The organism is Klebsiella sp. I138, from assembly GCF_051131765.1.
Taxonomy (GTDB): domain Bacteria; phylum Pseudomonadota; class Gammaproteobacteria; order Enterobacterales; family Enterobacteriaceae; genus Klebsiella.
The window spans coordinates 5,148,466-5,173,179 of sequence record NZ_CP180447.1; the positions used below are offsets into that span (position 1 = coordinate 5,148,466).

At 54.3% G+C, this 24,714-nt stretch carries 21 protein-coding genes; 8 read left to right on the forward strand and 13 right to left on the reverse strand.

Annotated elements, in window-relative coordinates; all coding sequences use genetic code 11:
* The first annotated feature begins 73 nt into the window (after positions 1-73).
* From ACMYSK_RS24155 to ACMYSK_RS24165, 3 genes are all read left to right on the forward strand, one after another.
* On the forward strand, positions 74-1,312 hold the full coding sequence (locus ACMYSK_RS24155; RefSeq protein ID WP_434638972.1) for an MFS transporter: 1,239 nt from the start codon (positions 74-76) through the stop codon (positions 1,310-1,312).
* An 18-nt stretch (positions 1,313-1,330) separates the two neighbouring features.
* Positions 1,331-2,764, forward strand: a complete 1,434-nt coding sequence (locus ACMYSK_RS24160) for a glycoside hydrolase family 32 protein (RefSeq protein ID WP_434638973.1) — start codon at positions 1,331-1,333, stop codon at positions 2,762-2,764.
* Between the two features lie 119 nt (positions 2,765-2,883).
* Positions 2,884-4,227, forward strand: coding sequence for a carbohydrate porin (locus ACMYSK_RS24165; protein WP_434638974.1), 1,344 nt, complete (start codon positions 2,884-2,886; stop codon positions 4,225-4,227).
* Between the two features lie 104 nt (positions 4,228-4,331).
* On the opposite strand, the gene ACMYSK_RS24170 is transcribed toward ACMYSK_RS24165, so the two are convergent.
* From ACMYSK_RS24170 to ACMYSK_RS24210, 9 genes are all read right to left on the reverse strand, one after another.
* Positions 4,332-5,504, reverse strand: a complete 1,173-nt coding sequence (locus ACMYSK_RS24170; RefSeq protein WP_434638975.1) for a MalY/PatB family protein — start codon at positions 5,502-5,504, stop codon at positions 4,332-4,334.
* 57 nt (positions 5,505-5,561) lie between these two features.
* A complete protein-coding gene (gene nhaC, locus ACMYSK_RS24175) occupies positions 5,562-7,016 on the reverse strand; it encodes a Na+/H+ antiporter NhaC (protein WP_434638976.1) in 1,455 nt (484 codons plus the stop codon).
* Between the two features lie 150 nt (positions 7,017-7,166).
* Positions 7,167-8,096, reverse strand: coding sequence for a transcriptional regulator MelR (gene melR / locus ACMYSK_RS24180; protein ID WP_434638977.1), 930 nt, complete (start codon positions 8,094-8,096; stop codon positions 7,167-7,169).
* A 368-nt stretch (positions 8,097-8,464) separates the two neighbouring features.
* Entirely contained in the window at positions 8,465-9,607 is a 1,143-nt protein-coding gene (locus ACMYSK_RS24185) for an oligogalacturonate lyase family protein (protein WP_434638978.1), read from the reverse strand.
* 61 nt (positions 9,608-9,668) lie between these two features.
* Positions 9,669-10,955, reverse strand: coding sequence for an ABC transporter substrate-binding protein (locus tag ACMYSK_RS24190; protein ID WP_434638979.1), 1,287 nt, complete (start codon positions 10,953-10,955; stop codon positions 9,669-9,671).
* Positions 10,956-10,971: 16 nt separating this feature from the next.
* A complete protein-coding gene (locus ACMYSK_RS24195) occupies positions 10,972-12,099 on the reverse strand; it encodes an ABC transporter ATP-binding protein (RefSeq protein ID WP_434638980.1) in 1,128 nt (375 codons plus the stop codon).
* A 12-nt stretch (positions 12,100-12,111) separates the two neighbouring features.
* Complete coding sequence (locus tag ACMYSK_RS24200; protein WP_434638981.1) at positions 12,112-13,014, reverse strand: carbohydrate ABC transporter permease; 903 nt, start codon at positions 13,012-13,014, stop codon at positions 12,112-12,114.
* A complete protein-coding gene (locus ACMYSK_RS24205; RefSeq protein WP_434638982.1) occupies positions 13,007-13,897 on the reverse strand; it encodes a carbohydrate ABC transporter permease in 891 nt (296 codons plus the stop codon). Before ACMYSK_RS24205 ends, ACMYSK_RS24200 begins: the two co-directional genes overlap by 8 nt.
* 513 nt (positions 13,898-14,410) lie before the next feature.
* The gene (locus ACMYSK_RS24210; protein ID WP_434638983.1) at positions 14,411-14,731 is read right to left on the reverse strand and encodes a cupin domain-containing protein; all 321 of its coding nucleotides are present in this window, start codon (positions 14,729-14,731) and stop codon (positions 14,411-14,413) included.
* Positions 14,732-14,870: 139 nt separating this feature from the next.
* On the opposite strand from ACMYSK_RS24210, the gene ACMYSK_RS24215 reads away from it, so the two are divergent.
* Positions 14,871-15,563 (forward strand): aspartate/glutamate racemase, encoded by a 693-nt coding sequence (locus ACMYSK_RS24215; protein WP_434638984.1) that lies wholly within the window; start codon positions 14,871-14,873, stop codon positions 15,561-15,563.
* Here ACMYSK_RS24215 and ACMYSK_RS24220 read toward each other — a convergent pair.
* Positions 15,550-16,476, reverse strand: coding sequence for a LysR family transcriptional regulator (locus ACMYSK_RS24220; protein ID WP_434638985.1), 927 nt, complete (start codon positions 16,474-16,476; stop codon positions 15,550-15,552). The genes ACMYSK_RS24215 and ACMYSK_RS24220 overlap by 14 nt on opposite strands.
* 134 nt (positions 16,477-16,610) lie before the next feature.
* Here ACMYSK_RS24220 and lysA point away from each other — a divergent pair, with 134 nt between their 5' ends.
* Positions 16,611-17,873: a diaminopimelate decarboxylase gene (gene lysA / locus ACMYSK_RS24225; protein WP_434638987.1), complete on the forward strand. Its 1,263-nt coding sequence runs from the start codon at positions 16,611-16,613 to the stop codon at positions 17,871-17,873.
* On the opposite strand, the gene ACMYSK_RS24230 is transcribed toward lysA, so the two are convergent.
* Complete coding sequence (locus ACMYSK_RS24230; RefSeq protein WP_434644331.1) at positions 17,870-18,868, reverse strand: LacI family DNA-binding transcriptional regulator; 999 nt, start codon at positions 18,866-18,868, stop codon at positions 17,870-17,872. The genes lysA and ACMYSK_RS24230 overlap by 4 nt on opposite strands.
* A 219-nt stretch (positions 18,869-19,087) precedes the next feature.
* On the opposite strand from ACMYSK_RS24230, the gene ACMYSK_RS24235 reads away from it, so the two are divergent.
* A complete protein-coding gene (locus ACMYSK_RS24235) occupies positions 19,088-19,567 on the forward strand; it encodes a GNAT family N-acetyltransferase (RefSeq protein WP_434638988.1) in 480 nt (159 codons plus the stop codon).
* Here ACMYSK_RS24235 and galR read toward each other — a convergent pair.
* Together galR and ACMYSK_RS24245 are read right to left on the reverse strand one after the other, a co-directional pair.
* The gene (gene galR, locus ACMYSK_RS24240; protein WP_434638990.1) at positions 19,528-20,544 is read right to left on the reverse strand and encodes an HTH-type transcriptional regulator GalR; all 1,017 of its coding nucleotides are present in this window, start codon (positions 20,542-20,544) and stop codon (positions 19,528-19,530) included. The two genes, ACMYSK_RS24235 and galR, sit on opposite strands and share 40 nt — an antisense overlap.
* A 309-nt stretch (positions 20,545-20,853) precedes the next feature.
* Positions 20,854-21,012: a hypothetical protein gene (locus ACMYSK_RS24245; protein WP_434638991.1), complete on the reverse strand. Its 159-nt coding sequence runs from the start codon at positions 21,010-21,012 to the stop codon at positions 20,854-20,856.
* 235 nt (positions 21,013-21,247) lie between these two features.
* On the opposite strand from ACMYSK_RS24245, the gene aas reads away from it, so the two are divergent.
* Together aas and lplT are read left to right on the forward strand one after the other, a co-directional pair.
* A complete protein-coding gene (gene aas, locus ACMYSK_RS24250) occupies positions 21,248-23,407 on the forward strand; it encodes a bifunctional acyl-ACP--phospholipid O-acyltransferase/long-chain-fatty-acid--ACP ligase (protein WP_434638992.1) in 2,160 nt (719 codons plus the stop codon).
* Positions 23,400-24,593, forward strand: a complete 1,194-nt coding sequence (gene lplT, locus ACMYSK_RS24255; protein WP_434638993.1) for a lysophospholipid transporter LplT — start codon at positions 23,400-23,402, stop codon at positions 24,591-24,593. The genes aas and lplT overlap by 8 nt, the downstream gene beginning before the upstream one ends.
* Positions 24,594-24,714: the final 121 nt, after the last annotated feature.

The window sequence follows — 24,714 nt, forward strand, 5'->3', positions numbered from 1 at the left end:
AGCAAAACGGCATGATTTATGTTTTTTGTTAACGTTACCATTGTACGCATTACTCCTACACGAGAATGTCTCGATGAAAGCACATCACTCTCACAGCTATCCGTTACTCAGTGCCTTACTGTTTTTCTTTTTCGTGACCTGGTCTTCTTCCGGCTCATTGCTCTCTATCTGGCTGCACCAGGAAGTGGGACTCAAGGCAGGGGATACCGGGATAATCTATGCCGTGCTTTCCGTTTCAGCGCTGTTTGCCCAGGTGTGTTACGGCTTTATTCAGGACAAGCTCGGGCTGCGTAAACATCTGCTCTGGTATATCACCGTGCTGCTGATCCTCTCCGGGCCAGGCTATCTGCTGTTCGGCTATCTGCTGAAAATTAACGTACTGCTCGGCAGCATCTTTGGCGGGATCTATATCGGTTTAACCTTTAACGGCGGTATCGGAGTGCTCGAGTCCTATACCGAGCGCGTCGCGCGTCAGAGTCAGTTTGAGTTTGGTAGAGCGCGCATGTGGGGTTCGCTGGGCTGGGCCGTCGCGACCTTTTTTGCCGGATTGCTGTTTAACATTAACCCGAAGCTCAACTTTGCCGTCGCCAGCTGTTCCGGTCTGGTGTTCTTTGTGCTGCTGGCCAGATTGAAGGTGTCATCCGCGCCGCAGGCCATGCAAGAAGCGATATCGGGCGGCAAAGTCACTCTTGAGGATGCGCTGCGTCTGCTGACTCTCCCACGTTTCTGGGCGCTGGTCTTTTTCGTCGTCGGGACCTGTATTTACGGCGTCTACGACCAGCAATTCCCGGTCTATTTCTCCTCGCAGTTCGCGACCTTGCACGAGGGGAACGCGATGTACGGTTACCTGAACTCTTTTCAGGTATTCCTTGAAGCGGCCGGGATGTTCTGCGCGCCGTGGCTGGTTAACCGTATTGGCGCAAAAAATGGTCTGATTTTCGCCGGGATGGTGATGGCGTCACGCATGGTAGCCTCCGGCCTGGTGGAAGGACCGCTGCTGATTTCCATCACCAAGCTGCTGCACGCGGTGGAGCTACCGGTACTGCTGGTCGCCATCTTTAAATACAACAGCTTAAATTTTGATAAACGCCTCTCTTCCACGCTGTATCTGGTGGGCTTTGCCTGCACGAGCTCGGTGATTGCTACGGTGCTGTCGCCGCTGGCGGGCTACAGCTACGAGAAGTACGGCTTCGCCCAGTCCTATCTGATTATGGGACTGCTGGTGTTCTGCACCACCTTTATCTCCATTTTCTTGTTGCGATCCAGTCGTTCATCTTCGGACCCGATGATGTCGCAACCCTCCGCTATCTGAATGAAAAGAGTGAAGACTATGATGTACACCATTGCCAACGCTGAACAGGAACTGCAGGCGAAACGCGAGACGTTGAACCTGCGCTGGTACCCTCGCTACCATCTCGCCGCCCGCGCAGGCTGGATCAACGATCCCAATGGCCTGGTCTGGTTTGACGGCTGGTACCACGCCTTTTATCAGCATCATCCCTACTCCACGCAGTGGGGGCCGATGCACTGGGGCCACGCACGCAGCAAGGATTTAGTCCACTGGGAGCATCTGCCGGTAGCGCTGGCCCCGGAAGGGCCGGAGGATAAAGACGGCTGCTTCTCCGGCTCTGCGGTAGTAGACGGTGATACGCTGGCGCTTATCTATACCGGACATAAATTCCACGGCGATGCCCGTCATGACGATAATCTCTATCAGGTGCAGTGCCTGGCAACCAGCCGCGACGGCATTCACTTTGAACGACAGGGAATGGTGCTGGATACCCCGCCGGGGCTGCACCACTTCCGTGACCCCAGGGTGTGGCGCGAAGGGGATAGCTGGTACATGATCGTCGGCGCCCGCGTCGGTGATACCGGCCAGGTGCGGCTGTTTCGCTCGGCGGATTTGCGCCAGTGGCACGCCGAAGGGATCCTTGATGAAGCCGAAGATAAGATGGGCTATATGTGGGAATGTCCCGATTTCTTCACCCTCGGCGGCAAGCGCGTACTGATGTTTTCACCGCAGGGGATAGCGGCGCAGGGCTATCAGAATCGTAATTTATTCCAGAGCGGCTATCTGCTCGGCAACTGGCAGCCTGGGCAGCCGTTTGTCCGGGAAGGTGAGTTCGTTGAGATGGACCATGGCCACGATTTTTATGCTCCGCAGAGTTTCCTGACCCCCGACGGCCGCCGCCTTGTTATCGGCTGGCTGGACATGTGGGAATCGCCGCTGCCGGAGCAGCAGGACGGTTGGGCAGGCATGCTCTCTCTTCCGCGCGAGCTGAGCCTGAGTGCCGATAACCGTCTACAGATGCGTCCGGCGAAAGAGGTGGAGTGCCTGCGCCGGGCCTGGTTCCCGTGGCCGGTTAGCACGCTGAAAAACCAGCGGTCGCTGATGGTGGAAAACGCCGAAGCGATGGAGGTTATCCTGAACTGGGACTGCGCAGCCAGTACCGCCGAGCAGTTTGGGCTGAGCTTCGGCGATGGCCTGCGCGTCTATGTTGATGCACAGATGCAGCGTCTGGTACTCGAACGTCACTATCCGCAGCACGGTCTGTGCGGTGTGCGTAGCGTCCCGCTCTCGCTGTCATCTCCGCTGAAGCTGCGCCTGTTTTTGGATAGCTCCTCGGTTGAAGTGTTCGTCAATGACGGAGAGGCTTGTCTGAGCAGTCGTATTTACCCGGACGCCACCCGACGGGAATTATCACTGTTTTCCTGGAGCGGTACGGCTTTATTATCAGAAGCCGGTGCCTGGCAATTAGAATAAGTTAACGGGATCTAGTCAATAACCTGTCCGTGGCGACGGGCGGGTTATTATTGCCATCATCGCCGGTTTTTCCATAAATAAAAAATATCTTCAATGAAATAATAATAAAGGGTTTGCCGATGAAAAATATCTGGGTCGGATGTTTGCTGACGTCTTTATTTACCCCTGCGGTGAGTGCACAGGAACCCGTTTCGCTTGAAGAGCGCCTGGCGCAGATGGAGCAGCGCCTGAAAGCGACGGAGCAGAGGGCGGCCAGCGCAGAAGCGGAGATTCGGGCGCTGAAGCAGCCGCAGAGCGCGCCGGTCAAGGTCAGTGCTGTGGCCGAAAAACCGACATTACAACTCAATCATGAGGGTGAATTAAAATTCTATGGTGACGTTGAGTTTAATATGGACGGTGCCAGTCGAACCGGCAGTCTGACATCGGTGAAAACCAGCGCAAATAAAAACTGGGCACCAGGAGATAAAGAACGCTGGGATATTAATGGACGAATATTACTGGGGGTCGATGGCCTGCGCAAAGGCGCCGACGGAAAATATGCAGGATTCAGCGTGCAGCCTCTGGCGGATATGACCGGGAAAATGAATCTCGATGATGCGGTATTTTTCTTTGGTCGCGAAGATGACTGGAAAATTAAAACAGGTCGTTTTGAGGCCTATGATATGTTCCCGCTGAACCAGGATACATTTATTGAGTACTCCGGCAATACGGCCAACGACCTGTACAGCGACGGCTACGGTTATATCTATATGATGAAAGAGGGGCGCGGGCGCAGCAGCAGCGGCGGTAACATCCTGTTTAGTAAAACCATTGATAACTGGTACTTTGAGCTGAACACGCTGGTGGAGGACGGAAGCTCGCTGTTCGTCGACCGCAGCTATCACGGTAATGCGCTGGATAACCGCAAAAACGTGGCCTACGTGCGCCCGGTCGTGGCCTGGCACTCAGGCGCCTGGTCGGTGGCGGCTGCGGCGGAAAGCAACCTGGTGAATAATGCTTACGGCTATGAAAAGCAGAACGGCAGCTGGGTTGACCAGTCAAGCCGTACCGGTTACGGGATGACCATGAGCTGGAATACGCTGAAAACGAATGCCGAGAACGGCGCGGTGGTTAACCTGAGTTCGGCCTATCTGGATGCGACAGATGAAAAAGACTTCAGCGCCGGAATCAATGCATTATGGCATCGGGTTGAGCTGGGCTATATCTATGCACACAATAAAATTGACCAGTTCAACATGTCAGGCGTGAGCGCCGAGTGCGACAGCGAGTGTGCGATTCTGGCGCCGGGGCGCTATGACATCCACACCCTTCATACCTCCTGGCACCTGCCAAACATCATGGATATGCCAAACTTTAATATTTATCTCGGCGCCTATGCGTCCTGGCTGGACTCTTCGGCGGTGAAGAGTGGCAACACCGATGAACGCTACGGCGCGCGGGTACGTTTTAAGTATTTCTTCTGATCACGCGGTACATGATGTCGGGGCCCGGAGGATCTCTCCCGGGCCTCGGCATCACCGCCATCACCAACGGCTGGCGATTGTTGCATCGCGGCGGCATGTCGTGACTATCTGCAATAGCGTCTTGAGTAGGCCTCTTTCAGTCTGGACATTGCCTCAATCAATACCGAACGAGGACATCCGACATTTATCCGCATATGCCCCTCTCCACCGGCACCATACTGAATTCCGGGGGAGAGGCCCAGCCGGGCCTCTTTGATGAAAAAGGAAGCCAGAGAGTCATCACTCAGCCCCATCTTTTCGGCATTGAGGAACAAAAGATAGGACGCGCCGCCATGGATAACCGATATGTTCGGACAGTGTTCGCTGATTTCCTTTTTAACGTACGCAATATTGTCTGACAGATAGGGAAGTAACTGTTGATACCAGCTATCGCATTCCGTATAGGCAGAGTAAAGAGCGGCCTGCTGGGCATAGTTTGTTTCTGCAAGGTGGCAGTTATCCAGAAAACTGTAGAATTTATCCCGCAGTTGGCTGTGTTTAATGATAATTACGCCCCCCTGAACACCCGGCGCATTAAAAGTCTTACCCATCGAGGTTAATACAATGGACTGACTATCAGTGACATTATCGACTGTGAAAAAAGGCGTGTGATGCTTTCCGGGTAACGTCAGATCGCAATGCACTTCATCTGACACCACAATAACGCCCTCTTCATGGCAATAGCGGTTCACCTTCGCCAGCGTTTCCCGATCCCACACCATCCCACCGGGATTATGCGGCGAAATCAACAAGAACATTTTGGCTTTTTTCAGCTTCTGCCTGAAGTCCGGCCAGTCAAATTCATAGATGCCATTACATTCAAGTAAACGAGATTGTATTAAATTTCGCCCGCAGCCGGGGACGAGGTTTCTGTAAGGATCATAGACCGGGGTACAGGTCAGAATATTGTCGCCCGGTTCACTCAATGCCAGTATGGAAAGTGAAATTGTTTTTATAACGCCGGGCGTAAAATGTAACCATGGCTCCATCAGGTCTGCGCGATACTGTTTTTGATACCAGTCAATAACCGATTTTTTCCAACCAGGGTAATCCATATTGTAACCCTGAACAGGTTGGGCTGCGACAGAGATAAGATTGTCCAGGATGGGCGTCGGCGTTTGAAAATCCATGTCGGCAATCCAGAGCGGTAATATATTCTCCGTGCCAAACATTTGCTTCGCTTGCCCATATTTACGACAGCCGGGATCTCGTGCCACAACGTTATCAAATAAAGACATTATTGCTCCATGTACAACGAATATTCTCAACAGAAAAAATAAAGATTACAGTGTAATTTAGTGTTCCAGAACGTGTTCGGGATCGTCATTTGGGTCATATCGGGCAATACCAATTCCAGTGGCTGCCCATAGCAGCGCAAAGATAATGCCGCTGTAACATAAAATAGCCCACGGAAGATAATCCAGGGTGGCCACGCCGAGCATCGTTGCACAATACACGCCGGAAGCAGACCAGGGGATAATGGGCTCTACAACCGTTCCTGCATCTTCTGTCGTTCGCGACAGGTTTTTTGCAGCGAGTCCTCTTCGTTTATATTCATCTTTGAATGCATCGCCACACAGTAGCAGCGGTAGCGTGCCGTTGGCGGTACAGGCGCAAATAGTCAATGCGGTCACGATAGTAATGGATACCAGCCTGAAGGTTGATTTCACCCCTTTGGTCAATCTCTGAATGACAGTATGGAGTGAACCGGTCGCGCTCATTGCCCCGGCAAAGCTAAATGCACTAAAGACGGTCACAAAGCTGCTGAACATTGAGATGGCGCCGCCGCGCTCAAGCAGGCGTGATAAATCTGAAGAGAGCGTAGAAACATCAATGCCTTGCGCCATTGCCAGCTTAAATCCGCTCACCACGGATTCACCTACGGATGAAGGCGAAAATGTCTGATAGACCAGGGCCAGAATTACCGATACCAGAGTAGACAGAAAGAGCATCGGGATGGGGGGTTTCTTTGTCAGCGAACCGTAGAGGACAATCGCCGGCGGCAGAATAAGGAGAAGGTTGAAATGATAGACTGTTGCAATCGACGTCATCAGTATCGTGATGGTTTCCGGAGTGCTGGCGGAGGTATCAATATTCAGACCCATATATGAATAAACAATACAGCAGATAATGAATCCCGGCCCGGTGGTCCAGATCAAATGTCCTATATGAGAGTATAAGTTCACCCCGGCAGCCAGGGCCGCCATGTTGGTTGAATCTGATACCGGCGACAGTTTATCGCCAAACCAACATCCAGAGACGATGGCTCCTGCGGCAATGGCTAAGGGGATATTAAGGCCAATCGCGACACCGATCATCGCAATCCCGATAGTACCAATCGATCCCCATGAGGTACCGGTACAGACTGATATCAGGGCACCAAGAAAGAATGCTGAAATATAAAAATACTGTGGGTTAATGATTTTCAGACCGTAGTAAATCATCATTGGAATGGTGCCGGAAACCATCCATGAGCCGATCAAAAAACCAATGCTTGCGACAATTAAAATGACCGGCAAAGCCTCAGATATTTTGTTGCAGATAGATTTTAAAATATCATCCCAGGTATACCCATGGGCGATAGCAATAAACGACGCTGCTGCGGTTCCGACAAGAATCATCGGCTCGGCACGAATATTGAAAATAAAATATCCGATGCTGATGCAACCAAGCATAATCACCATGGGGAGTAGCGACCAAAAGAATGAAAGCTGCCGCCTGTCTGTAGGGTTACAGTTATTTGATTTCATGTTTTATCCAGTTTTAGTTAATCAAATGTATGAGTCATTTGTTCATGACGATCTGTGCATTAATAAAAGCGATGGGCTGGAACGAAATCCTCCTCAGAGACTGAATACAATCCTTGCCATTTGTTTTAATAGTTAAGGCCGCGCGACATGCTAAGATAAATGATGGCGTCGCTGCTGACAAAGTTTTCGATATTGTATCGGCGGCATTCCTACATGTTTTTTAAAAATATTGTAGAAGCGGCTGCTGGAGTTAAACCCCGCCAGCATTGCTATATCCAAAATGGTTTTATCCGTCTCACTTAACAAGGCTCTGACGTGGTTAATACGCAATGTGGTAATGTATTGTTTCATGGTCATTTGCATCACTTTCTGAAATATACTCATCGCATAATTTGGATTCAATTTAACATGCCCGGTAATCGCATTGACGGTCAGCGGTTTATCGCTGTTAGTGGCAATATATTCCAGCATTTGGTTGACATAAAACTGGGCGTGTCGGGAGGTACCATGTTTATGGAACGGCGACGTTTTATTCACCGATACCGAATGCCAGCCAGAAAGACTAAGGCGTTTGAGCATCAGCGCAATTTCATCAATCGCCAGCTGGCGAATCTGGGGGTTATCGCTTTGTAGCTCATGCTGCCAGCGCTGAACTTCAAACACGCTAAGTTGCTGAACAGCCAGCGACTGGATCACCATGCCATGCGTGACGTGGTTTACCAGCTCGCGATCCAGTGGCCATGAGAGGAAAAGATGCATCGGCAGATTAAATATAGCCATCTGCTTGCAGTGGCCAGGATTCGTCAGCTGATGAGGCGTACAGGCCCAGAACAGCGTGATGTAACCCTGGTTGATCAGTACCGCTTCATCGTTGATCAGGTATTCCACATCACCATCAAAAGGAACGTTAATCTCTATCTGGCCATGCCAGTGGCTGTATGTCATCGCCAGCGGAGCGCGGAGCTCGATATCCATCCTCTGAGACTCAGAATAAAGGGCCAGCGGGCTTCTTGTTTGCTTATCGAAACTACGGCACATATGCGGATCGTGCGGCAGTCGCGGGAAGGTCGTGTCCACCATAGTAATGCTTCCTGAGTCATTAGGCTGATTGGTACGCTACGCCAGAGCATGTTCACAGCTTACCCGAAACAAAACTTCGTTTTCTCTACATTTCCGACAATTCATTCCCAGAAAATCATTTTTTTTGCTCCTGAAAAACCAATCTGAGTTTTTGGGAGGAATTCCTCTTAATCGTGCAAGGAAAGAGCGGACAGGAGAAAAACGACGCGCGTCAGGGCGGTGCAGAATGCGTCTTCGTGCAGAGAGGGGGTTATCCGCGGTAAAAGGGCAGGGCGAGGGTGATTGATACAGATTCGGGGGATGATTTCCCCGCAAGCAAAAAATAAACCCGGAAAAATCCGGGTTTAGCGACGTTCGCAGCGTTCATTTCAGGAAGAAACGGGAGCCACTTCAGCCAGGTACAGCGCCGGCATGCCTTCTTTATCAGAGGTAAACAGCACCCAGCGGTCATCCGGTGAAAAGGATGGGTGCGGGTGGGCAACCTGACGCTCGCCGTTGAGTACCTTCCAGGTGGAGTCGTGGCGACAGATGGCCTGCTGCTGACCCGAACGCAAATCAAAGACCCAGATGAACGGATCGTTCAGATGAATATCTCCGGTATGGTGCGGGGCGCCATCGCCGACGACCAGTGAGCCGTCGTGGTTGCTCATCAGATGGGAGCAGGGGGGAATCGTCATCAGCTGACTATTTTCCAGAGTCAGCGGGTCGGCGCGGTAGAGGTAGCGGTGCGGATCGTTTTCCCGATGGGCGACGTAATACAGCGCGGAGCCGTCCGGTACCCAGAACTCATGGGTGAAGCTCTCGCCCGGCTGGTGCTGACGCACGTTGCGCAGCTGACTGCCGTCGGGATTAATCAGCCACATTCTGGCATCGATCGCATCGCGCGGGCCTTCATGGCAGAAAGCTATCGTCTGGTCATCAAACGGTCGATAAATCGGATGGCCCAGCCAGCGCTTTTCCTGCAAGACCACGCGGCGTTCACCGCTGTGCAGGTCAATATTGATCAGGCGGCATTCGGGATGGGTAAAGTAAAAGGCGCGGAATTTACTCCAGTCGGTCAGCGGCTGCCAGTCGCTTTTTTTTATCTCGATGCCGACCAGTTTGCTGCAATCGCTGTTCGCCACCCAGGTACCATAGGCGACCCACTCGTCATCCACTTCGTAAATGACCTGCTCTTCCAGCGTGCTCAGATCCACGCGGCGCAGCTGCTGGTTATTTTTCACGTACCACAGCGCGCGGTCGTCGCCGGATAAAAAACCGCCGAAGGTATTGTCGCCGGGGCCATCGGTCAGTTGAATGGCCTGCTGTGCGGCGATATCTAATAAATAGTAGTTCCAGTGGCCTTCAAACCCGCCGCCGAAAATTAGCCGACCGCCGTCGCGGGTGAAACATTTCTGGTAGAAGTAGTTGCGGTGACAAATAACGTGCGGGGGCGTCATCCGGATCACCTGGCGACCGGTTGCGCTGTCTTCCGTGGAACGGAAATTCAGCGGGATGATTTTGCCTTTCATGACTCGCTCCTGACGAAAACCCCCGCAGCCTGGGCCGCGGGGGAGAGACAATAACAAACGATTAGCGCATGGCGCGCTTCAGAATGCGGTCCGACTGGCGCTGGAAGTCCGCGGCCGCTTCTTCAACGCTTTTCTGTCCGTAGTCGATGTACTGCAGCGACGTACCAAACTGGGCAACGATTTGCGGGTCGTCAAAGTACGGCGATACCGAGAGCTTCGCCGGCAGCGACTGCGCCAGCTTGAGCCCGGAAACGGCCGGATCGTCGGTTTTGATCGTGCCGTCTTCGGTCAGATAGTTCACCGCGGCTTTGCTCAAAGGCACCCCCCGCTCCAGCCCCAGCGTATCCACGCCTTCTTTGCTGTTCAGCAGGAAGTTAATCACCTTCGCCGCCGCTTCCGGGTTTTTCGTCGATTTACCGATGGAGAGCATCTGCGCCGGTTTAAAGAACAGGCCAGCATCGGTGGCGCCCGGCAGCATCGGGTAGTCGCCGAGAACCAGTTTCGCCGGTGGCTTCAGGTTGTCAGAATATTTGTTGATGGTGGAGTTCCACATATAGGTCCCCGCCCACTCGCCCTGAATCCACGGCTTCATTTCGTACATGTTGCTCTTACCAAATGAGGCGTAGTACTTGGTGTCTGGCATTACATGGCTGTCGATGAGCTTTTTATACATCTGGAAGAATTCGACCCACTGCTCTTTGCTGTAGGAGAATTTCTTCGTTTTTTCATCTACTGCCGGAATGTTGTATTTCTGCGTCATGTAGGAGTTGAGCAGCGCCAGCGTATCCTGATGCTCCAGCACAACCGGATAGTATTGTTTCCCCAGCTTGCTTTCGAAGGTTTTGCCTGCCGCCATCAGCTCATCCCAGGTTTTTGGGAATGTCACGCCGGCTTTTTTCCAGGTTTCGTCGTTGAAGTAGAACACCCTGGCGGTAACGGAAATCGGGATACCGTTGAGCTTGCCGTTTACCGTGGTGGACTGAAGCTCTTTTGCATCAAACTGGCTGAGGTCGATGACATCCTTCATCTTGTTCAGGTCGTAGAAACCCTCACCGTTTTTCGAGAAGATCGGCAGCCAGTTCCAGTTGGTCTGCATCACATCCGGCTCGGTCCCGCCGGCAATCTGGGTGGTCAGGCGCGAGAGATGGCCGTCCCAGCCGGTGTATTCGGCTTTAACGTTGATGTCCGGATTCTGTTTATGAAACTCCTCCAGCGCTTTCAGAGTGACCTGATGACGGCCGTTGCCGCCCCACCATGACATACGAAGATCGACATCCTTTGCCAGAGACGGTAACGCGGTAAGGCCCAGAGTGGCGGAGATTGCGGCGCTTAAAAGCACTTTTTTCATTTTAATACTCCAGTGATTACAGAGAGATGTTCTGTTCGGTGTTGGCATCAAAGAGATGGCACTTATTCATGTCGAATTTGAACCACACTTTGCGATGAAGCCCTTTATCAATCATCGGCTTCGCTTCGTCAGAAGGAACGCGAGCGGTCAGCTCATAGTCGGCGACCTTCAGGTAGACGAAAAATTCGTGCCCCATGTTTTCGACTCGCACCATTTCGCCTGAACAACCGCCTTCGGCGAACGGCTCATCGGCAATGGAGACAAACTCCGGGCGCACGCCGTAGAACAGCGACTGGTTTTTATGGCCGTCGACTTTATCCTGCAGGGCCGCACTTAATGGCAGCAGCTCGTCCCCAATAGTCAGATGCAGGCGACCCGCTTGTTCAACCAGCTTGCTGGGGCGAATGTTCATTTCCGGCGCGCCGATAAATCCGGCCACGAACATGTTTTTCGGTCTGTGGTACAGGTTGTCCGGGGTATCGACCTGCATGATATGGCCCAGCTTCATGACGCAGATACGATCGCCCATGGTCATCGCTTCGGTCTGATCGTGGGTCACGTATACGGTAGTGGCCGGCTTACCGGATTTCTTCAGCTGCTTGTGCAGGTCGGAAATGCGAATGCGCATGGAGGCGCGCAGCTTTGCATCGAGGTTGGAAAGTGGTTCGTCAAACAAGAACACGTCCGGTTTTTTGACGATGGCGCGTCCCACCGCGACACGCTGGGCCTGGCCGCCGGACAGCTGGCGTGGCAGGCGGTCGAGCAGCTCTTCCAGCTCAAGAATTTTGGCCGCTTCGTTGACCTGGCTTTCAATTTGATCTTTCGGCAGCTTGCTCAGCTTGAGGCCAAAAGCGAGGTTCTCACGCACCGTCATGTGTGGGTAGAGCGCATAGTTCTGGAACACCATCGCAATACCGCGCGATTTTGGCGCGAGGTTATTGACTATCTTCTCGCCGATACGGACTTCACCGCCGCTGATGGTTTCCAGCCCCGCCAGCATGCGCAGGGTGGTGGATTTCGCACAGCCGGATGGCCCGACGATCACCATAAACTCGCCGTCCGCGATTTTCAGGTCGATAGCATGTACCGCTTTGAAGCCGTTGGAGTAAACCTTTTCCAGTTTGTTGAAAATAACTTCAGCCATGATATTTCCCTCTTAACCTTTAATTCCGCTGCTGGTTACGCCCTGTACGAAGTAGCGTTGTGCCAGGAAGAACACGATGATGGATGGCAGAATGGAGATACTCGCCATTGCCAGAATTTCGTTCCACGGAGCGCCTTCCGTGACGTCGATGGACATTTTCAGCGCCAGTGCGATCGGATACTTATCGACGCTGTAGACGTAAATCAGCGGGCCGATAAAGTCGTTCATTGACCACATGAACTGGAACAGGGCGACGGAGATAATCGCCGGTTTTAAAATCGGTACGACGACGTACCACAGCACCTGGAAGGAGTTACAGCCGTCAATCTGCGCCGCTTCTTCCATATCACGCGGTACGCCGCGCAGGAACTGGATCAGCATGAAGACGAAGAACCCTTGCGTCGCAAATGCCAGCGGCAGATACAGCGGCAGGTAGCTGTTCAACATGCCCATTTCACGGAACATCAGGTACTGCGGGATCAGCAGGACGGTGCTCGGCAGCAGCATGGTGGTGATAAGCGTCGCGAACCAGAATTTCTTCCACGGGATCTCGAAGCGGGCAAAGCCGTAGGCCACGATGGTGGAGGAGATAATGGTCAGCAGAACTTTCGGGATCACATACTTAAAGGTGTTCAGCATGTAGTGCCCAAAGTTGTACTCGGTCCCGGTTTTCCAGCCGTTAATAAAACCGTCCCAGGTCGCGTGGGCAGGCCACAGGCTCAGGGTGGTGAAGATTTCATGGTTCGGTTTGAACGACGCAGAGAACATCCACACCAGCGGGTAGAGCATCAGCAGGCCGACGAACAGCAGAATCACGTAGCGGATTGACCGGCTGACTTTTTCACGGCGCAGAGTGCGGGCAACTTCACGCTCCGCAATTTCCATTGCCGGGGTGATTTGTTGAATATCAGCCATTTTTGCCTCCCTTATCGGCGGAGTAGAACACCCAATATTTCGATGACTTGAACGCGATGGCGGCAAAGACCGCGACCACCAGGAACAGCACCCACGCCAGCGCCGCGCCGTAGCCCATATCGAAGTACTTAAACGCGGTGTCGTAGATGTAGAGCGAGAACAGATAGGTGGAGTAGGTCGGGCCACCGCCGGTGATGACGTATGGACCGGTAAACTCCTGGAACGCCTGGGTGGTCTGCATAATGAAGTTGAAGAAGATAACCGGCGTAATCAGCGGCACGGTGACCTTCATAAACATCTGCCATTTAGAGGCGCCGTCGATCATCGCCGCTTCATATTGTGACTGCGGGACGTTTTGCAGCGCGGCGAGGAAGATGACCATCGCCGAACCGAACTGCCAGACGCGCAGCAGGGTAACGGACATCAGCGCCAACGATGGCTCGCCGAGCCAGTTCACCGGATCGAACCCCAGCACGCCGATAAAGCTGTTCAGCAGGCCATCAATAGCGAACAGCGCGCGCCACAGGACCGCAATTGCCACCGAACTGCCGAGAATGGAAGGGATGTAATAAGCGGTACGGAAAAAACCGATGCCGCGCAGCTTAAAGTTAAGGACAAACGCAATACCCAGCGCGAAAGCCAGTTTTAACGGAATCGTTAAAAAGACGTAAGCAAAGGTCACGCCCATGGATTTCCAGAAGAGGGCATCTTCGGTCAGCATGTAGCGATAGTTTTCAATGCCGTTAAACACCGGCGGACTCATCAAATCGTACTCAGTGAAACTGAGGAAGAAAGATGAAACAAAGGGAAAAGCGGTAAAGACTATCAGCCCGATGATATAGGGCGATATCCATGCCAATCCCAGCATCTTGTTTTCATTCATACATACCTACCTGGCTTACGAGTTTGTAAAACGGATTCGGTGTCATGGTTTTTCTGTGCCCAGTTACGGGCAGAGAGTGAATCGGTATCTGGTGTGTCAGCTGGCGTTGGCTTCCTTTTTAACCTTGTGTTTGTTATGGGCTTTTGCTCGCAGCTTCCCTGCTGAGCCTGGATGTTTCGGTTTTTACTTGTCCGGCGCCTTGATTTTATAAAACACCGTTTTAATTTTATTTTATTGCTATTTATTACAGAGTCATTCGATTCATAGCGGAAATGTGATCGAAGTCGAAACGATGTTTCAAAAAGTGAGATGGCAAGCATTTTCCAGAGATGGTGAGGGATGGCGTAACAGGAGGAAAATGAGGCCTGATGCAGAAATGAAGGAGATAAATGGTTAGCTAATTATGTTTATTTAACATATTTATTAACAAATTTATCTGGCGAAAAGGAAAAAAAAGGAAAAGGACTGTGGGGGGAAGGGGCACGGCGGAGATGCCCCCTGGAAAGGTGGGTTTTACAGGAAATCCTCACGAACCGGAGTAAAGGTATCCAGCAGGGTTCCCGGCTTCAGGCAGATGCAGCCGTGCATAATATGCGGCTTTTTGTAAAGCGTATCCCCGGCGCGGACGACGCGTTTCTCTTCGCCAATGGTGAACTCAAATTCGCCGGAAAGCACATAGGTCAGCTGTTCGTGGGGGTGATTGTGCATCGGCCCGATGGCACCCGCTTCGAAATTGACCTCCACGGCCATCATGTTGCCATCATGCGCAAGAATGCGACGGGTCACGCCATTGCCCAGATCTTCAAGGGTAGTCTCGTTGTGAAAAATAAACATCCGGCAGTCCTGTTGTTAAGTGAAACAATGTTTCATTTAATTTATCGCAGAATCACCGGGAAAGAAACGATCGACAAGAGAAGTGGAAAGTTGATCACAAGTTTGGTTCACTGGAGCAAATCATAATCAGGAGCAGACGATGAAAACGATTGGCCTGTTGGGCGGCATGAGCTGGGAATCAACGATTCCCTATTACCGCCTGATTAACGAAGGTATCAAGGCAAATTTAGGTGGCCTGCACTCAGCAAGCCTGCTGCTGCACAGCGTCGATTTCCATGAGATTGAGGCCTGTCAGTCTGCAGGGCAGTGGGATCGCGCCGGCGAGATCCTGGCCCAGGCGGCCGTAGGGTTGCAGCAGGCGGGTGCGGAAGGGATCGTCCTGTGTACTAACACCATGCACAAAGTGGCGCAGGCTATCGAAACGCGCTGTGAAGTGCCGTTCCTGCATATTGCCGATGCCACCGGGCGGGCGATTACCGCCAAAGGCCAAAGCCGGGCCGCCCTGCTCGGAACGCGTTATACCATGGAGCAGGATTTTTATCGCGGTCGCCTGCAAACACAGTTCGCTATCGAAACCCTCATCCCGGAAGCTGACGACCGCGAACGCATTAACCGGATCATTTTTGATGAGCTGTGCCTGGGGGCGTTTAACGACGACTCCCGCGATTATTACCTGCAGGTGATTGAGTCGCTGGCGGAGCAGGGAGCGGAAGGGGTTATCTTTGGCTGCACCGAGATTGGCCTGCTGGTACCCGCGCAGAGCAGCCCGCTGCCGGTGTTCGATACCGCCGCGATTCATGCTGCTGATGCGGTGACATTTATGCTCTCTTAAGCACCGCGTCGAGCGGGCGCTGTATATGCGTCAGGCTGCCCTGCAGGTGCTGGATAAATGTCTCGACCAGCGCCGACCCGGGACGATGCAGAGGGCGGATCAGGCTCACGGTAAAGGGCACGTCGACGCTAAAGTGCCGCACCACTACGCCGCTTTCGGCATAATCGAGGGCGGTGAGCGGGTTGACGACTGAGATCCCGACGCCCGCTCGCACCATTGCACAAATGGAGGCCGCGCTATGGGTCTCCACCACCATCCGGCGTTTAACCTGATGGTCAAGAAACAGGGCATCAAGCAGCTGACGGTAGCTGTCAGTACGCGACAGGCTGATATAGTTCTCACCGTGGAAATCGGCCGGAGTCAGCACCTGTTTACTGGCAAGCGCGTGGCCCTGCGGCAGCACGCAGACCTCGTTGAGCGTTAACAGCGGCGTTCGTTCGGTCCCGGCGGGCGTATGCAGGGTTTCCGTCAGACCGAGATCGTGGCGTTGTGCGGAGAGCCACTCCTCCAGCAGCGGTGATTCCTGCGGTACAATTTGCAGGCTGACCTCCGGATAGCGCGCCAGAAAGGGCTGCAGCAGCAGCGGCAAAAACGACTGGGAAAACACCGGCAGACAGACGACGGACAGCTCGCCCTGGCGGAATTCGCGCAGACTTTCGGCGGCGCTGACGATCCGGTCCAGCCCGTACCAGGAGCGCTGAACCTCTTCAAACAGTCGTAATCCCTGCACCGTAGGCTGCAAACGCCCGCGGGTACGCTCAAACAGCTTTAGTCCGATCACCTTTTCAAAGCGCGCCAGCTCACGGCTGACGGTCGGCTGAGAGGTATGCAGCAGGCGGGCCGCCTCGGTCAGGTTGCCGGCGGTCATCACCGCATGGAAGATTTCAATATGGCGCAAATTGACGGCAGGCATGGCGGCTCTCTGTTGATATTCGTTATCCATATCATTTTTGCATAGAGTCACGATAAAACGATATTTTTTATTCTCTTCAGGCTATGGCGTAATCATAAAAAAGACGCACAACACAGATAACGCCGGAGTTCACCATGCCACGCTCGCTTTACGCCACCGATACCGACCTGACCGCCGAGAACCTGCTTCGCCTGCCTGCCGAGTTTGGCTGCCCGGTATGGGTTTATGACGCACAGATTATCCGCCGCCAGATAGCCCAGCTCAGTCAGTTCGACGTGGTGCGCTTTGCCCAGAAGGCCTGCTCCAATATCCATATTTTGCGCCTGATGCGCGAACAGGGTGTGAAGGTGGATTCCGTCTCCTTGGGGGAGATTGAGCGTGCGCTGGCGGCGGGTTATGACCCGCAGCAGCATCCGGAAGATATCGTTTTTACCGCCGATCTGATCGATGAAGCGACGCTGGAACGCGTCAAAGCGCTACAGATCCCGGTCAACGCCGGTTCGGTGGATATGCTGAGCCAGCTGGGAGCCGTGTCTCCGGGCCATCGCGTCTGGCTGCGCGTCAACCCGGGCTTCGGTCACGGCCACAGCCAAAAAACCAACACCGGTGGTGAAAACAGCAAGCACGGGATCTGGTACAGCCATCTGCCGGCGGCGCTGGAAGTGATCCGTCGCTATCAGCTCCAGCTGGTGGGAATTCATATGCATATTGGTTCCGGGGTGGATTACGCTCATCTGGAACAGGTGTGTGGGGCGATGGTGCGCCAGGTGGTTGAGTTCGGACAGGATCTGCAGGCGATCTCTGCCGGCGGCGGGCTGTCGATCCCTTACCGCGAAGGCGAAGAGACGATCGATACCGATCACTACTATGGTCTGTGGAACGCCGCGCGCGAGCAGATCGCCAGACACCTGGGTCATCCGGTAAAACTGGAAATCGAACCGGGACGTTTCCTGGTCGCCGAATCCGGCGTGCTGGTCTCTCAGGTGCGCAGCGTAAAAGAGATGGGCAGCCGCCATTTTGTCCTGATTGATGCCGGTTTTAACGATCTGATGCGTCCGTCAATGTACGGCAGCTACCATCACATCACCGCGCTGGCGGCGGATGGCCGTGACCTGAGCGCCGCGCCGCTTATCGAAACCGTGGTGGCCGGGCCGCTGTGTGAATCGGGCGATGTTTTTACTCAGCAGGAAGGGGGTAAAGTGGAGACGCGTCTGCTGCCGGATGTGGCGCCGGGTGATTATCTGGTATTGCACGATACGGGAGCCTACGGCGCATCGATGTCCTCGAACTACAACAGCCGCCCGCTGCTGCCTGAAGTGCTGTTCGACAACGGCAGCGCCAGGCTTATCCGTCGTCGGCAGACGATCCAGGAGCTGCTGGTCTTAGAGCAGTTCTAAAAGTATGGCCCCGTCGTTACCGACTCACGCAATACCAGCGTGCCGGTGAACGGCGGGATCGTTTCGATCGGCTGGTCGTTGGCGAGTTTGATCGCCTGATCGATGGCGGTGGTGATCATATTATCGATCGGCAGATAGACCGTCGACAGGCCGGGCTCGAGCCATTTTGCGCTGGGAGCATCGTCGAAGCCGAACAGCGAAACGTCCTGCGGGATCCGCAGCCCCGCCTGATGCAGCGCTTTTGAGGCACCCAGTGCCATATCATCGTTACAGGAAAACAGCGCGCTGAACGTCGTTTTCTCATCAAGCAGCTCCCGGCAGAGTTCATAGCCGCGGGTCATCGTCGAGTCACCGTATTTTACTTTCGCCGGATCCCACGCGATGCCGTGTTTTTTCAGGGCCTTGCGGTATCCCTGCAGGCGAGCTTTTCCCGTAGGAGTATGCATCGGCACTGTCATGCAGGCGATATCCCGGTGCCCCTGGGTAATCAGATAGCTCACTGCCTGAAAGGCCGCATCTTCTTGCTCGAAGAATACGCAGCGTTCCCGCGCCAGGCTGACGTCGCGGTTAATCACGATAAGCGGCATATCGATGGATTCGATCAGCGACATGATCTTCTTTTCGCTCATATGGCGGGTATAGAGGATGATGGCGTCGCACTGACGGTCGGCGAGCATCTGTACCGCCTCTTCTTCGCGCTCCGGGGCATCGTGGCCGTCGGTGACGATCAGCTGTTTTCCCCAGGCCTCCGTCTGGCGAGAAGCCTGTTGCAGCAGGCGGCCAAAGTAGAAACCGTCGAAGGTAGAAACCACCAGTCCAATACTGTTGCTGGTGCGGTTCGCCAACGAACGAGCGAGAAAGTTTGGCCGGTATCCCAGCTCTTCCATCGCTTTAAACACCTGTTGGCGGGTGCTCTCTTTAACCTGACCTGTGCCGTTCAACACGCGGGAAACCGTCGCTTTAGAGACGCCTGCGCGAATTGAGACATCCAGCATTGTAGCCATTCATCGATTCCTGATTTCACGTGATAAGCCGAAGTTTATCACAGACATTCATAGGGATATGCGCTCAACCGGGCGCAAAGAACTATCGCGATCACGCTTTTTGCAGGAAGTGAACGCAAAATACCTTTTCCGTGCGTTCAGCCCTCCGGTACGGGCCGCTGCGCGCGCGGTATACTGGCAACCACAGGATTTTTCAGCAGGGGATTGGTCATGCATATTCAACCCTTATACGCGCTACCACAGCATGCCGACCAGGTCATAATGTGGCTCTGGCAGGCTTTTGGCGGCGAGACGCTGCCACAGGCTTTTTTTGCCAGCATCATCGCGCACAGCCAGACGCCGGAGGCGCTACCGCTCACCTTTGTTGCCGTCGAAGGCGAAATGCTTTTAGGGACCGTGGGGCTATGGCGCTGTGACTTAATCAGCCGCCAGGATCTGTTTCCGTGGATGGCGGCGCTGTACGTCGACCAGAATGCTCGCGGGCAGGGCGTCGCGGGAAAATTACAGCAGCACGTCATCGACTACGCCCGCCGGCTTGGGCATCCGCAGCTGTATCTTTACTCCGCCTGTCGCGATTTTTATGAGCGCTACGGCTGGCAGTATATCGGCGAAGGTCTGGACTACCCGGCCACCGCCGTCAGCCTCTATCGTTACGATTTATCGCCTTGTGGCGGTGTCATTACCGAGTGACGACGGACCAGCGTTGGGCTGAATAAATGCGTGATTTCAGGTGCCGGGCGCTGATCCGCCAGTGCCAGCGCCAGTTCTGCGGCCTGTGTCGCCATCGTTACGATGGGATAACGCACCGTCGTCAGGCGCGGGCGAACGTAGCGAGAGATCAGCACATCATCGAAGCCAATCAGCGAAATCTCGTGCGGGACGTCGATGCCATTATCATTCAGCACGCCCATCGCGCCTGCGGCCATTGAGTCGTTATAGCAGGCGACGGCAGTAAAATTCCTGCCGCGGCCCAGTAGTTCGGTGATGGCGTGTTCGCCGCCGCTTTCGTCAGGCTCGGCAAAGGTTACCAGCCGATCGTTGCAGGGCAAACCGCTCTCTGTTAACGCCGCGTAATAGCCCTGCAGGCGATCTTCAGCATCCGAAATCGCGTGGTTGGAACAGAGATAGCCGATACGCGTGTGTCCTTGCTGAATCAGGTGACGCGTCGCCAGCCAGGCGCCATAGCGGTCATCCAGAGCGACGCAGCGTTGTTCAAAGCCGGCCAGAATGCGGTTGATCAGCACCATCCCCGGGATTTGTTTCATCAATCCGGCGAGCTCGTCGTCAGGGATCATTTTGGCGTGCACCACCAGCGCCGCGCAGCGGTGGCGAATAAGCTGTTCAATGGCCTGGCGCTCTTTTTTGATACTGTGATATCCGTTGCCGATCAGCAAAAAATTACCGGTGTTGTAGGCCACCTGTTCAACGGCTTTGACCATGGCACCGAAGAAAGGATCGGACACGTCGCCCACCACCAGACCGACGGTCTCCGTCGATTGCTGCGCCAGCGCGCGGGCGTTGGCATTGGGGTGATAATTCAGCGTTTCCATCGCTGCGGTAACCGACTGGCGCGAGGTTTCACTGGCTTTGGGGGAGTTGTTGATGACGCGGGATACGGTAGCGACGGACACTCCAGCGAGTCGGGCTACATCCTTAATTGTCGCCATACCAGACCTTTTTTAGGGTAAGCGTTTACATAGTGGTTATGTTACGGGAAAGCTGGGCAGATTCAAGGCTGGAGGCGTTCGGCTTCACGCAAATGTGATGCAGACTTGCCTTAATGGTGAAAAAGTTACACACCCGACAGCGCCGGGAAGGAGAGACGAATGAAACGGCGATGGGAAGATTCACACCTTTGCTTACACTTTGCGATTAGCTGTTGCGAATGTTCGCTGGTCTCTCTATTCACTGCATTGATATTCTGGCTATCCCAGAGGTATTGATAGGTGGAGTCAACACTACGTTGGCCACTCTAATTACACCAGCCTGCGCAGATGCGCAGGTTTTTTTTTGCCTGCAGGATATGCCGTGATTTGCTCGCGGCGAAAACCCGCCGCCTCACCGCGCAATACAACGCTTTCCGCCCGCAGCTCACCCTTGTTACAGATAGCGAAAATGGCAATAACTGGTTGCACTTAGGCTTATTCCCTTGCGTTTATTTGCTGGTGCAGCAGGGGCGAAAACCGGGACAATCAGGGTCCCAGAGGTATTGATAGGTGAGTTTTTAAGTACGCATTTCGTACTGATTATCTTGCACCGGCCTGCGCAGATGCGCAGGTTTTTTTTATGCCAAATATTCCCCCCGCACTGCTTTCAAACGCCTTCTCGTGTAACCTGCAATGACTTAATCACCGGTCAAAGGGAGTTGTTATGCTGTTGGCATTTTTCAGGCTGTTGTTCAAAGGGTTGTATCGGGTCAGATTGACCGGCGACACGCAGTCCTTGCAACAACAAAAGGTCTTGATCACCCCGAATCACGTCTCTTTCATCGATGGGATCCTGTTAGCCTTATTCCTGCCCGTGCGACCGGTCTTTGCGGTGTACAGCTCTATCAGCCAGCGCTGGTTTATGCGGGTACTGACGCCCCTGATCGACTTTGTCCCGCTCGACCCAACGAAACCGATGTCAATTAAGCACCTGGTGCGGCTGATTGAGCAGGGACGTCCGGTGGTTATCTTCCCGGAAGGGCGTATCTCGGTCAGCGGTTCGCTGATGAAAATCTATGACGGGGCGGCGTTTGTGGCCGCAAAGTCGCAGGCAACGATTATTCCGCTGCGTATAGAAGGCGCGGAACTGACCCACTTCAGCCGCCTCAAGGGGCTGGTTAAGCGTCGCCTGTTCCCACGCATTCAGCTCCATCTTCTGCCGCCGACCCGCATTGACATGCCTCAGGCTCCTCGCGCCCGCGATCGCCGCAAAATCGCCGGGGAGATGCTGCATCAGATAATGATGGAAGCACGAATGGCGGTGCGCCCGCGAGAAACGCTGTATGAGTCGCTGCTGGCGGCGCAGGATCGGTTTGGCGCGCGGAAACACTGCGTGGAAGATATTAACTTTCAACCCGATACCTATCGCAAGCTGCTGACCAAAACCCTTTTTGTGGCGCGCATTCTGGAAAAATACAGCGCTCAGGGCGAAAGAATCGGTCTGATGCTACCCAACGCCGGCATTAGCGCGGCGGTTATCTTCGGCGCCATTGCCCGCGGGCGTATTCCGGCCATGATGAACTATACCGCCGGGGTGAAGGGGCTCAGCAGCGCTATTACCGCCGCCGAAATCAAAACCATTTTTACCTCCCGCACCTTCCTTGATAAAGGCAAACTCTGGCACCTGCCGGAACAGCTCACCCAGGTGCGTTGGGTATTCCTTGAAGACCTGAAGGGGGACGTGACGACCGGCGATAAGCTGTGGATCTTCGGCCACCTGCTGGCGCCGAAACTGGCGCAGGTTAAGCAGCAGCCGGAAGATGCGGCAATTATCCTCTTTACCTCCGGCTCCGAAGGCAACCCGAAAGGGGTCGTGCACAGCCATAAGAGCATTCTGGCCAACGTCGAGCAGATTAAAACGATTGCCGACTTTACTGCCCACGACCGCTTTATGTCGGCGCTGCCGCTGTTCCACTCCTTTGGTCTGACGGTCGGCCTGTTTACCCCGCTGTTTACCGGCGCGGAGGTCTTCCTCTACCCCAGCCCGCTGCATTATCGGGTGGTGCCGGAGCTGGTTTATGACCGCAACTGTACGGTGCTGTTTGGGACGTCGACCTTCCTTGGGAACTATGCGCGCTTTGCCAATCCTTATGATTTTTATCGTCTACGCTACGTTGTGGCCGGGGCAGAAAAGCTTCAGGAGAGTACGAAGCAGCTGTGGCAGGATAAATTTGGCCTGCGTATTCTGGAAGGCTATGGCGTGACCGAGTGTGCGCCGGTTGTGTCGATTAACGTCCCGATGGCGGCAAAAGTCGGTACCGTAGGGCGTATTCTGCCGGGGATGGATGCACGCCTGCTGGCGATGCCGGGTATTGAAGAGGGCGGCCGCCTGCAACTTAAAGGGCCGAACATCATGAACGGCTATCTGCGGGTGGAGAACCCGGGCGTGCTGGAAGCACCTACGGCGGAAAATCAGCACGGTGAAGTTGAAAGCGGCTGGTACGACACCGGGGATATCGTCGCCTTCGACGAGCAGGGCTACGTACGTATTCAGGGGCGTGCCAAACGTTTTGCGAAAATCGCCGGTGAAATGGTGTCGCTGGAAATGGTCGAGCAGGTCGCTTTGGCCATCTCGCCTGACAAGATGCATGCCACGGCGGTTAAACAAGATGCCGGTAAAGGCGAGGCGCTGGTGCTCTTTACCACCGATAATGAACTGAACCGTGAAAAACTGCTGCGTTATGCCCGTGAACATGGCGTACCGGAGCTGGCGGTACCGCGCGACATTCGCTGGCTGAAGCAGCTGCCGGTTCTCGGCAGCGGTAAGCCGGATTTTGTCACCCTTCAAAGTATGGTTAAGCAGACGGAACATTCTGATGAGTGAGTCAGTACACACTAACACCTCGCTGTACTCGAAAGGCATGATGGCGGTCATCTGCGCCCAGTTTCTCTCGGCGTTTGGCGATAATGCCCTGCTGTTTGCCACGCTCGCGCTGATGAAGCAGCAGTTCTACCCGGACTGGAGCCAGCCGGTGATGCAGATGTTGTTTGTGGGTGCTTACATTCTATTTGCGCCGTTTGTCGGCCAGTTTGCCGACAGCTTTGCCAAGGGGCGAGTGATGATGGTGGCCAACGGCATGAAGCTGATTGGCGCAGGCTGCATTTGTTTTGGCCTCAACCCGTTTCTCGGCTATACGCTGGTAGGCGTCGGTGCGGCGGCTTATTCACCGGCAAAATATGGCATCCTCGGCGAGCTGACCACCGGGGATAAGTTAGTGAAGGCTAACGGTTTAATGGAGTCGTCCACCATTGCGGCTATTTTGCTGGGGTCGATGGCCGGGGGCATTCTTGCCGACTGGCACGTGCTGGCCGCGCTGGCCATCTGTGCGGTGGTGTATGGCGGTGCAGTGATCGCTAACCTGTGGATCCCGAAGCTGCCGGCGGCGCGTCCGGGGCAGTCATGGCGCTTTACGCCGATGACGCACAGCTTCTTCAGCGCTTGTAAAACGTTATGGCGTAATGGTGAAACGCGCTTTTCACTGGTGGGTACCAGTCTGTTCTGGGGCGCTGGCGTGACGCTACGTTTCCTGCTGGTGCTGTGGGTGCCGGTAGCGCTTGGCATCACCAGTAACGCGATGCCGACCTATCTCAATGCGATGGTGGCGGTCGGGATTGTGCTGGGAGCGGGCGCGGCGGCGAAGCTGGTCACGCTACAAACGGTCTCTCGCTGTATGCCTGCCGGGATTTTGATCGGCGTTGCGGTGATCTTTTTCGCGATACAGCATGCGCTATTGCCGGCATTTGGTCTGCTTCTGCTGCTCGGTATCTTCGGCGGTTTCTTTATCGTGCCGCTCAATGCGCTGTTGCAGGAGCGCGGTAAGCACACGGTTGGCGCAGGCAACGCAATTGCGGTACAGAATCTCGGTGAAAACGTGGCCATGCTGCTGATGCTAGGGCTCTATTCGCTGGCGGTGAGTATCGGCATTCCGGTGGTGGGTGTCGGAATTGGCTTTGGCGCGGTGTTTGCGCTGGCCATCACTGCCCTGTGGGTCTGGGGACGCCGCGCATAATCCCCGTTGGCGCTACGCTGACCGGACTACAGAATCGTGCATGCTGTGGTTTCGTCGCCCGGACGTTGCGGTTTGCAGGGTTGGTAGCCCGGACAGGCGCTGCGCGCCGCCTCCGGGCAGA

What these genes read in the sequence shown, in the direction of transcription:
- ACMYSK_RS24165 (WP_434638974.1), top strand. Translation starts at nt 2,884, where the DNA reads ATGAAAAATATCTGGGTCGGATGTTTGCTGACGTCTTTATTTACCCCT.
- ACMYSK_RS24220 (WP_434638985.1), bottom strand. Translation starts at nt 16,476, where the DNA reads ATGCCTGCCGTCAATTTGCGCCATATTGAAATCTTCCATGCGGTGATG.
- ACMYSK_RS24190 (WP_434638979.1), bottom strand. Translation starts at nt 10,955, where the DNA reads ATGAAAAAAGTGCTTTTAAGCGCCGCAATCTCCGCCACTCTGGGCCTT.
- ACMYSK_RS24235 (WP_434638988.1), top strand. Translation starts at nt 19,088, where the DNA reads ATGCATATTCAACCCTTATACGCGCTACCACAGCATGCCGACCAGGTC.
- ACMYSK_RS24205 (WP_434638982.1), bottom strand. Translation starts at nt 13,897, where the DNA reads ATGAATGAAAACAAGATGCTGGGATTGGCATGGATATCGCCCTATATC.
- melR (WP_434638977.1), bottom strand. Translation starts at nt 8,096, where the DNA reads ATGGTGGACACGACCTTCCCGCGACTGCCGCACGATCCGCATATGTGC.
- ACMYSK_RS24170 (WP_434638975.1), bottom strand. Translation starts at nt 5,504, where the DNA reads ATGTCTTTATTTGATAACGTTGTGGCACGAGATCCCGGCTGTCGTAAA.
- ACMYSK_RS24230 (WP_434644331.1), bottom strand. Translation starts at nt 18,868, where the DNA reads ATGCTGGATGTCTCAATTCGCGCAGGCGTCTCTAAAGCGACGGTTTCC.
- ACMYSK_RS24210 (WP_434638983.1), bottom strand. Translation starts at nt 14,731, where the DNA reads ATGTTTATTTTTCACAACGAGACTACCCTTGAAGATCTGGGCAATGGC.
- lplT (WP_434638993.1), top strand. Translation starts at nt 23,400, where the DNA reads ATGAGTGAGTCAGTACACACTAACACCTCGCTGTACTCGAAAGGCATG.
- ACMYSK_RS24200 (WP_434638981.1), bottom strand. Translation starts at nt 13,014, where the DNA reads ATGGCTGATATTCAACAAATCACCCCGGCAATGGAAATTGCGGAGCGT.
- ACMYSK_RS24215 (WP_434638984.1), top strand. Translation starts at nt 14,871, where the DNA reads ATGAAAACGATTGGCCTGTTGGGCGGCATGAGCTGGGAATCAACGATT.
- ACMYSK_RS24160 (WP_434638973.1), top strand. Translation starts at nt 1,331, where the DNA reads ATGATGTACACCATTGCCAACGCTGAACAGGAACTGCAGGCGAAACGC.
- galR (WP_434638990.1), bottom strand. Translation starts at nt 20,544, where the DNA reads ATGGCGACAATTAAGGATGTAGCCCGACTCGCTGGAGTGTCCGTCGCT.
- ACMYSK_RS24195 (WP_434638980.1), bottom strand. Translation starts at nt 12,099, where the DNA reads ATGGCTGAAGTTATTTTCAACAAACTGGAAAAGGTTTACTCCAACGGC.
- nhaC (WP_434638976.1), bottom strand. Translation starts at nt 7,016, where the DNA reads ATGAAATCAAATAACTGTAACCCTACAGACAGGCGGCAGCTTTCATTC.
- ACMYSK_RS24185 (WP_434638978.1), bottom strand. Translation starts at nt 9,607, where the DNA reads ATGAAAGGCAAAATCATCCCGCTGAATTTCCGTTCCACGGAAGACAGC.
- ACMYSK_RS24155 (WP_434638972.1), top strand. Translation starts at nt 74, where the DNA reads ATGAAAGCACATCACTCTCACAGCTATCCGTTACTCAGTGCCTTACTG.
- aas (WP_434638992.1), top strand. Translation starts at nt 21,248, where the DNA reads ATGCTGTTGGCATTTTTCAGGCTGTTGTTCAAAGGGTTGTATCGGGTC.
- lysA (WP_434638987.1), top strand. Translation starts at nt 16,611, where the DNA reads ATGCCACGCTCGCTTTACGCCACCGATACCGACCTGACCGCCGAGAAC.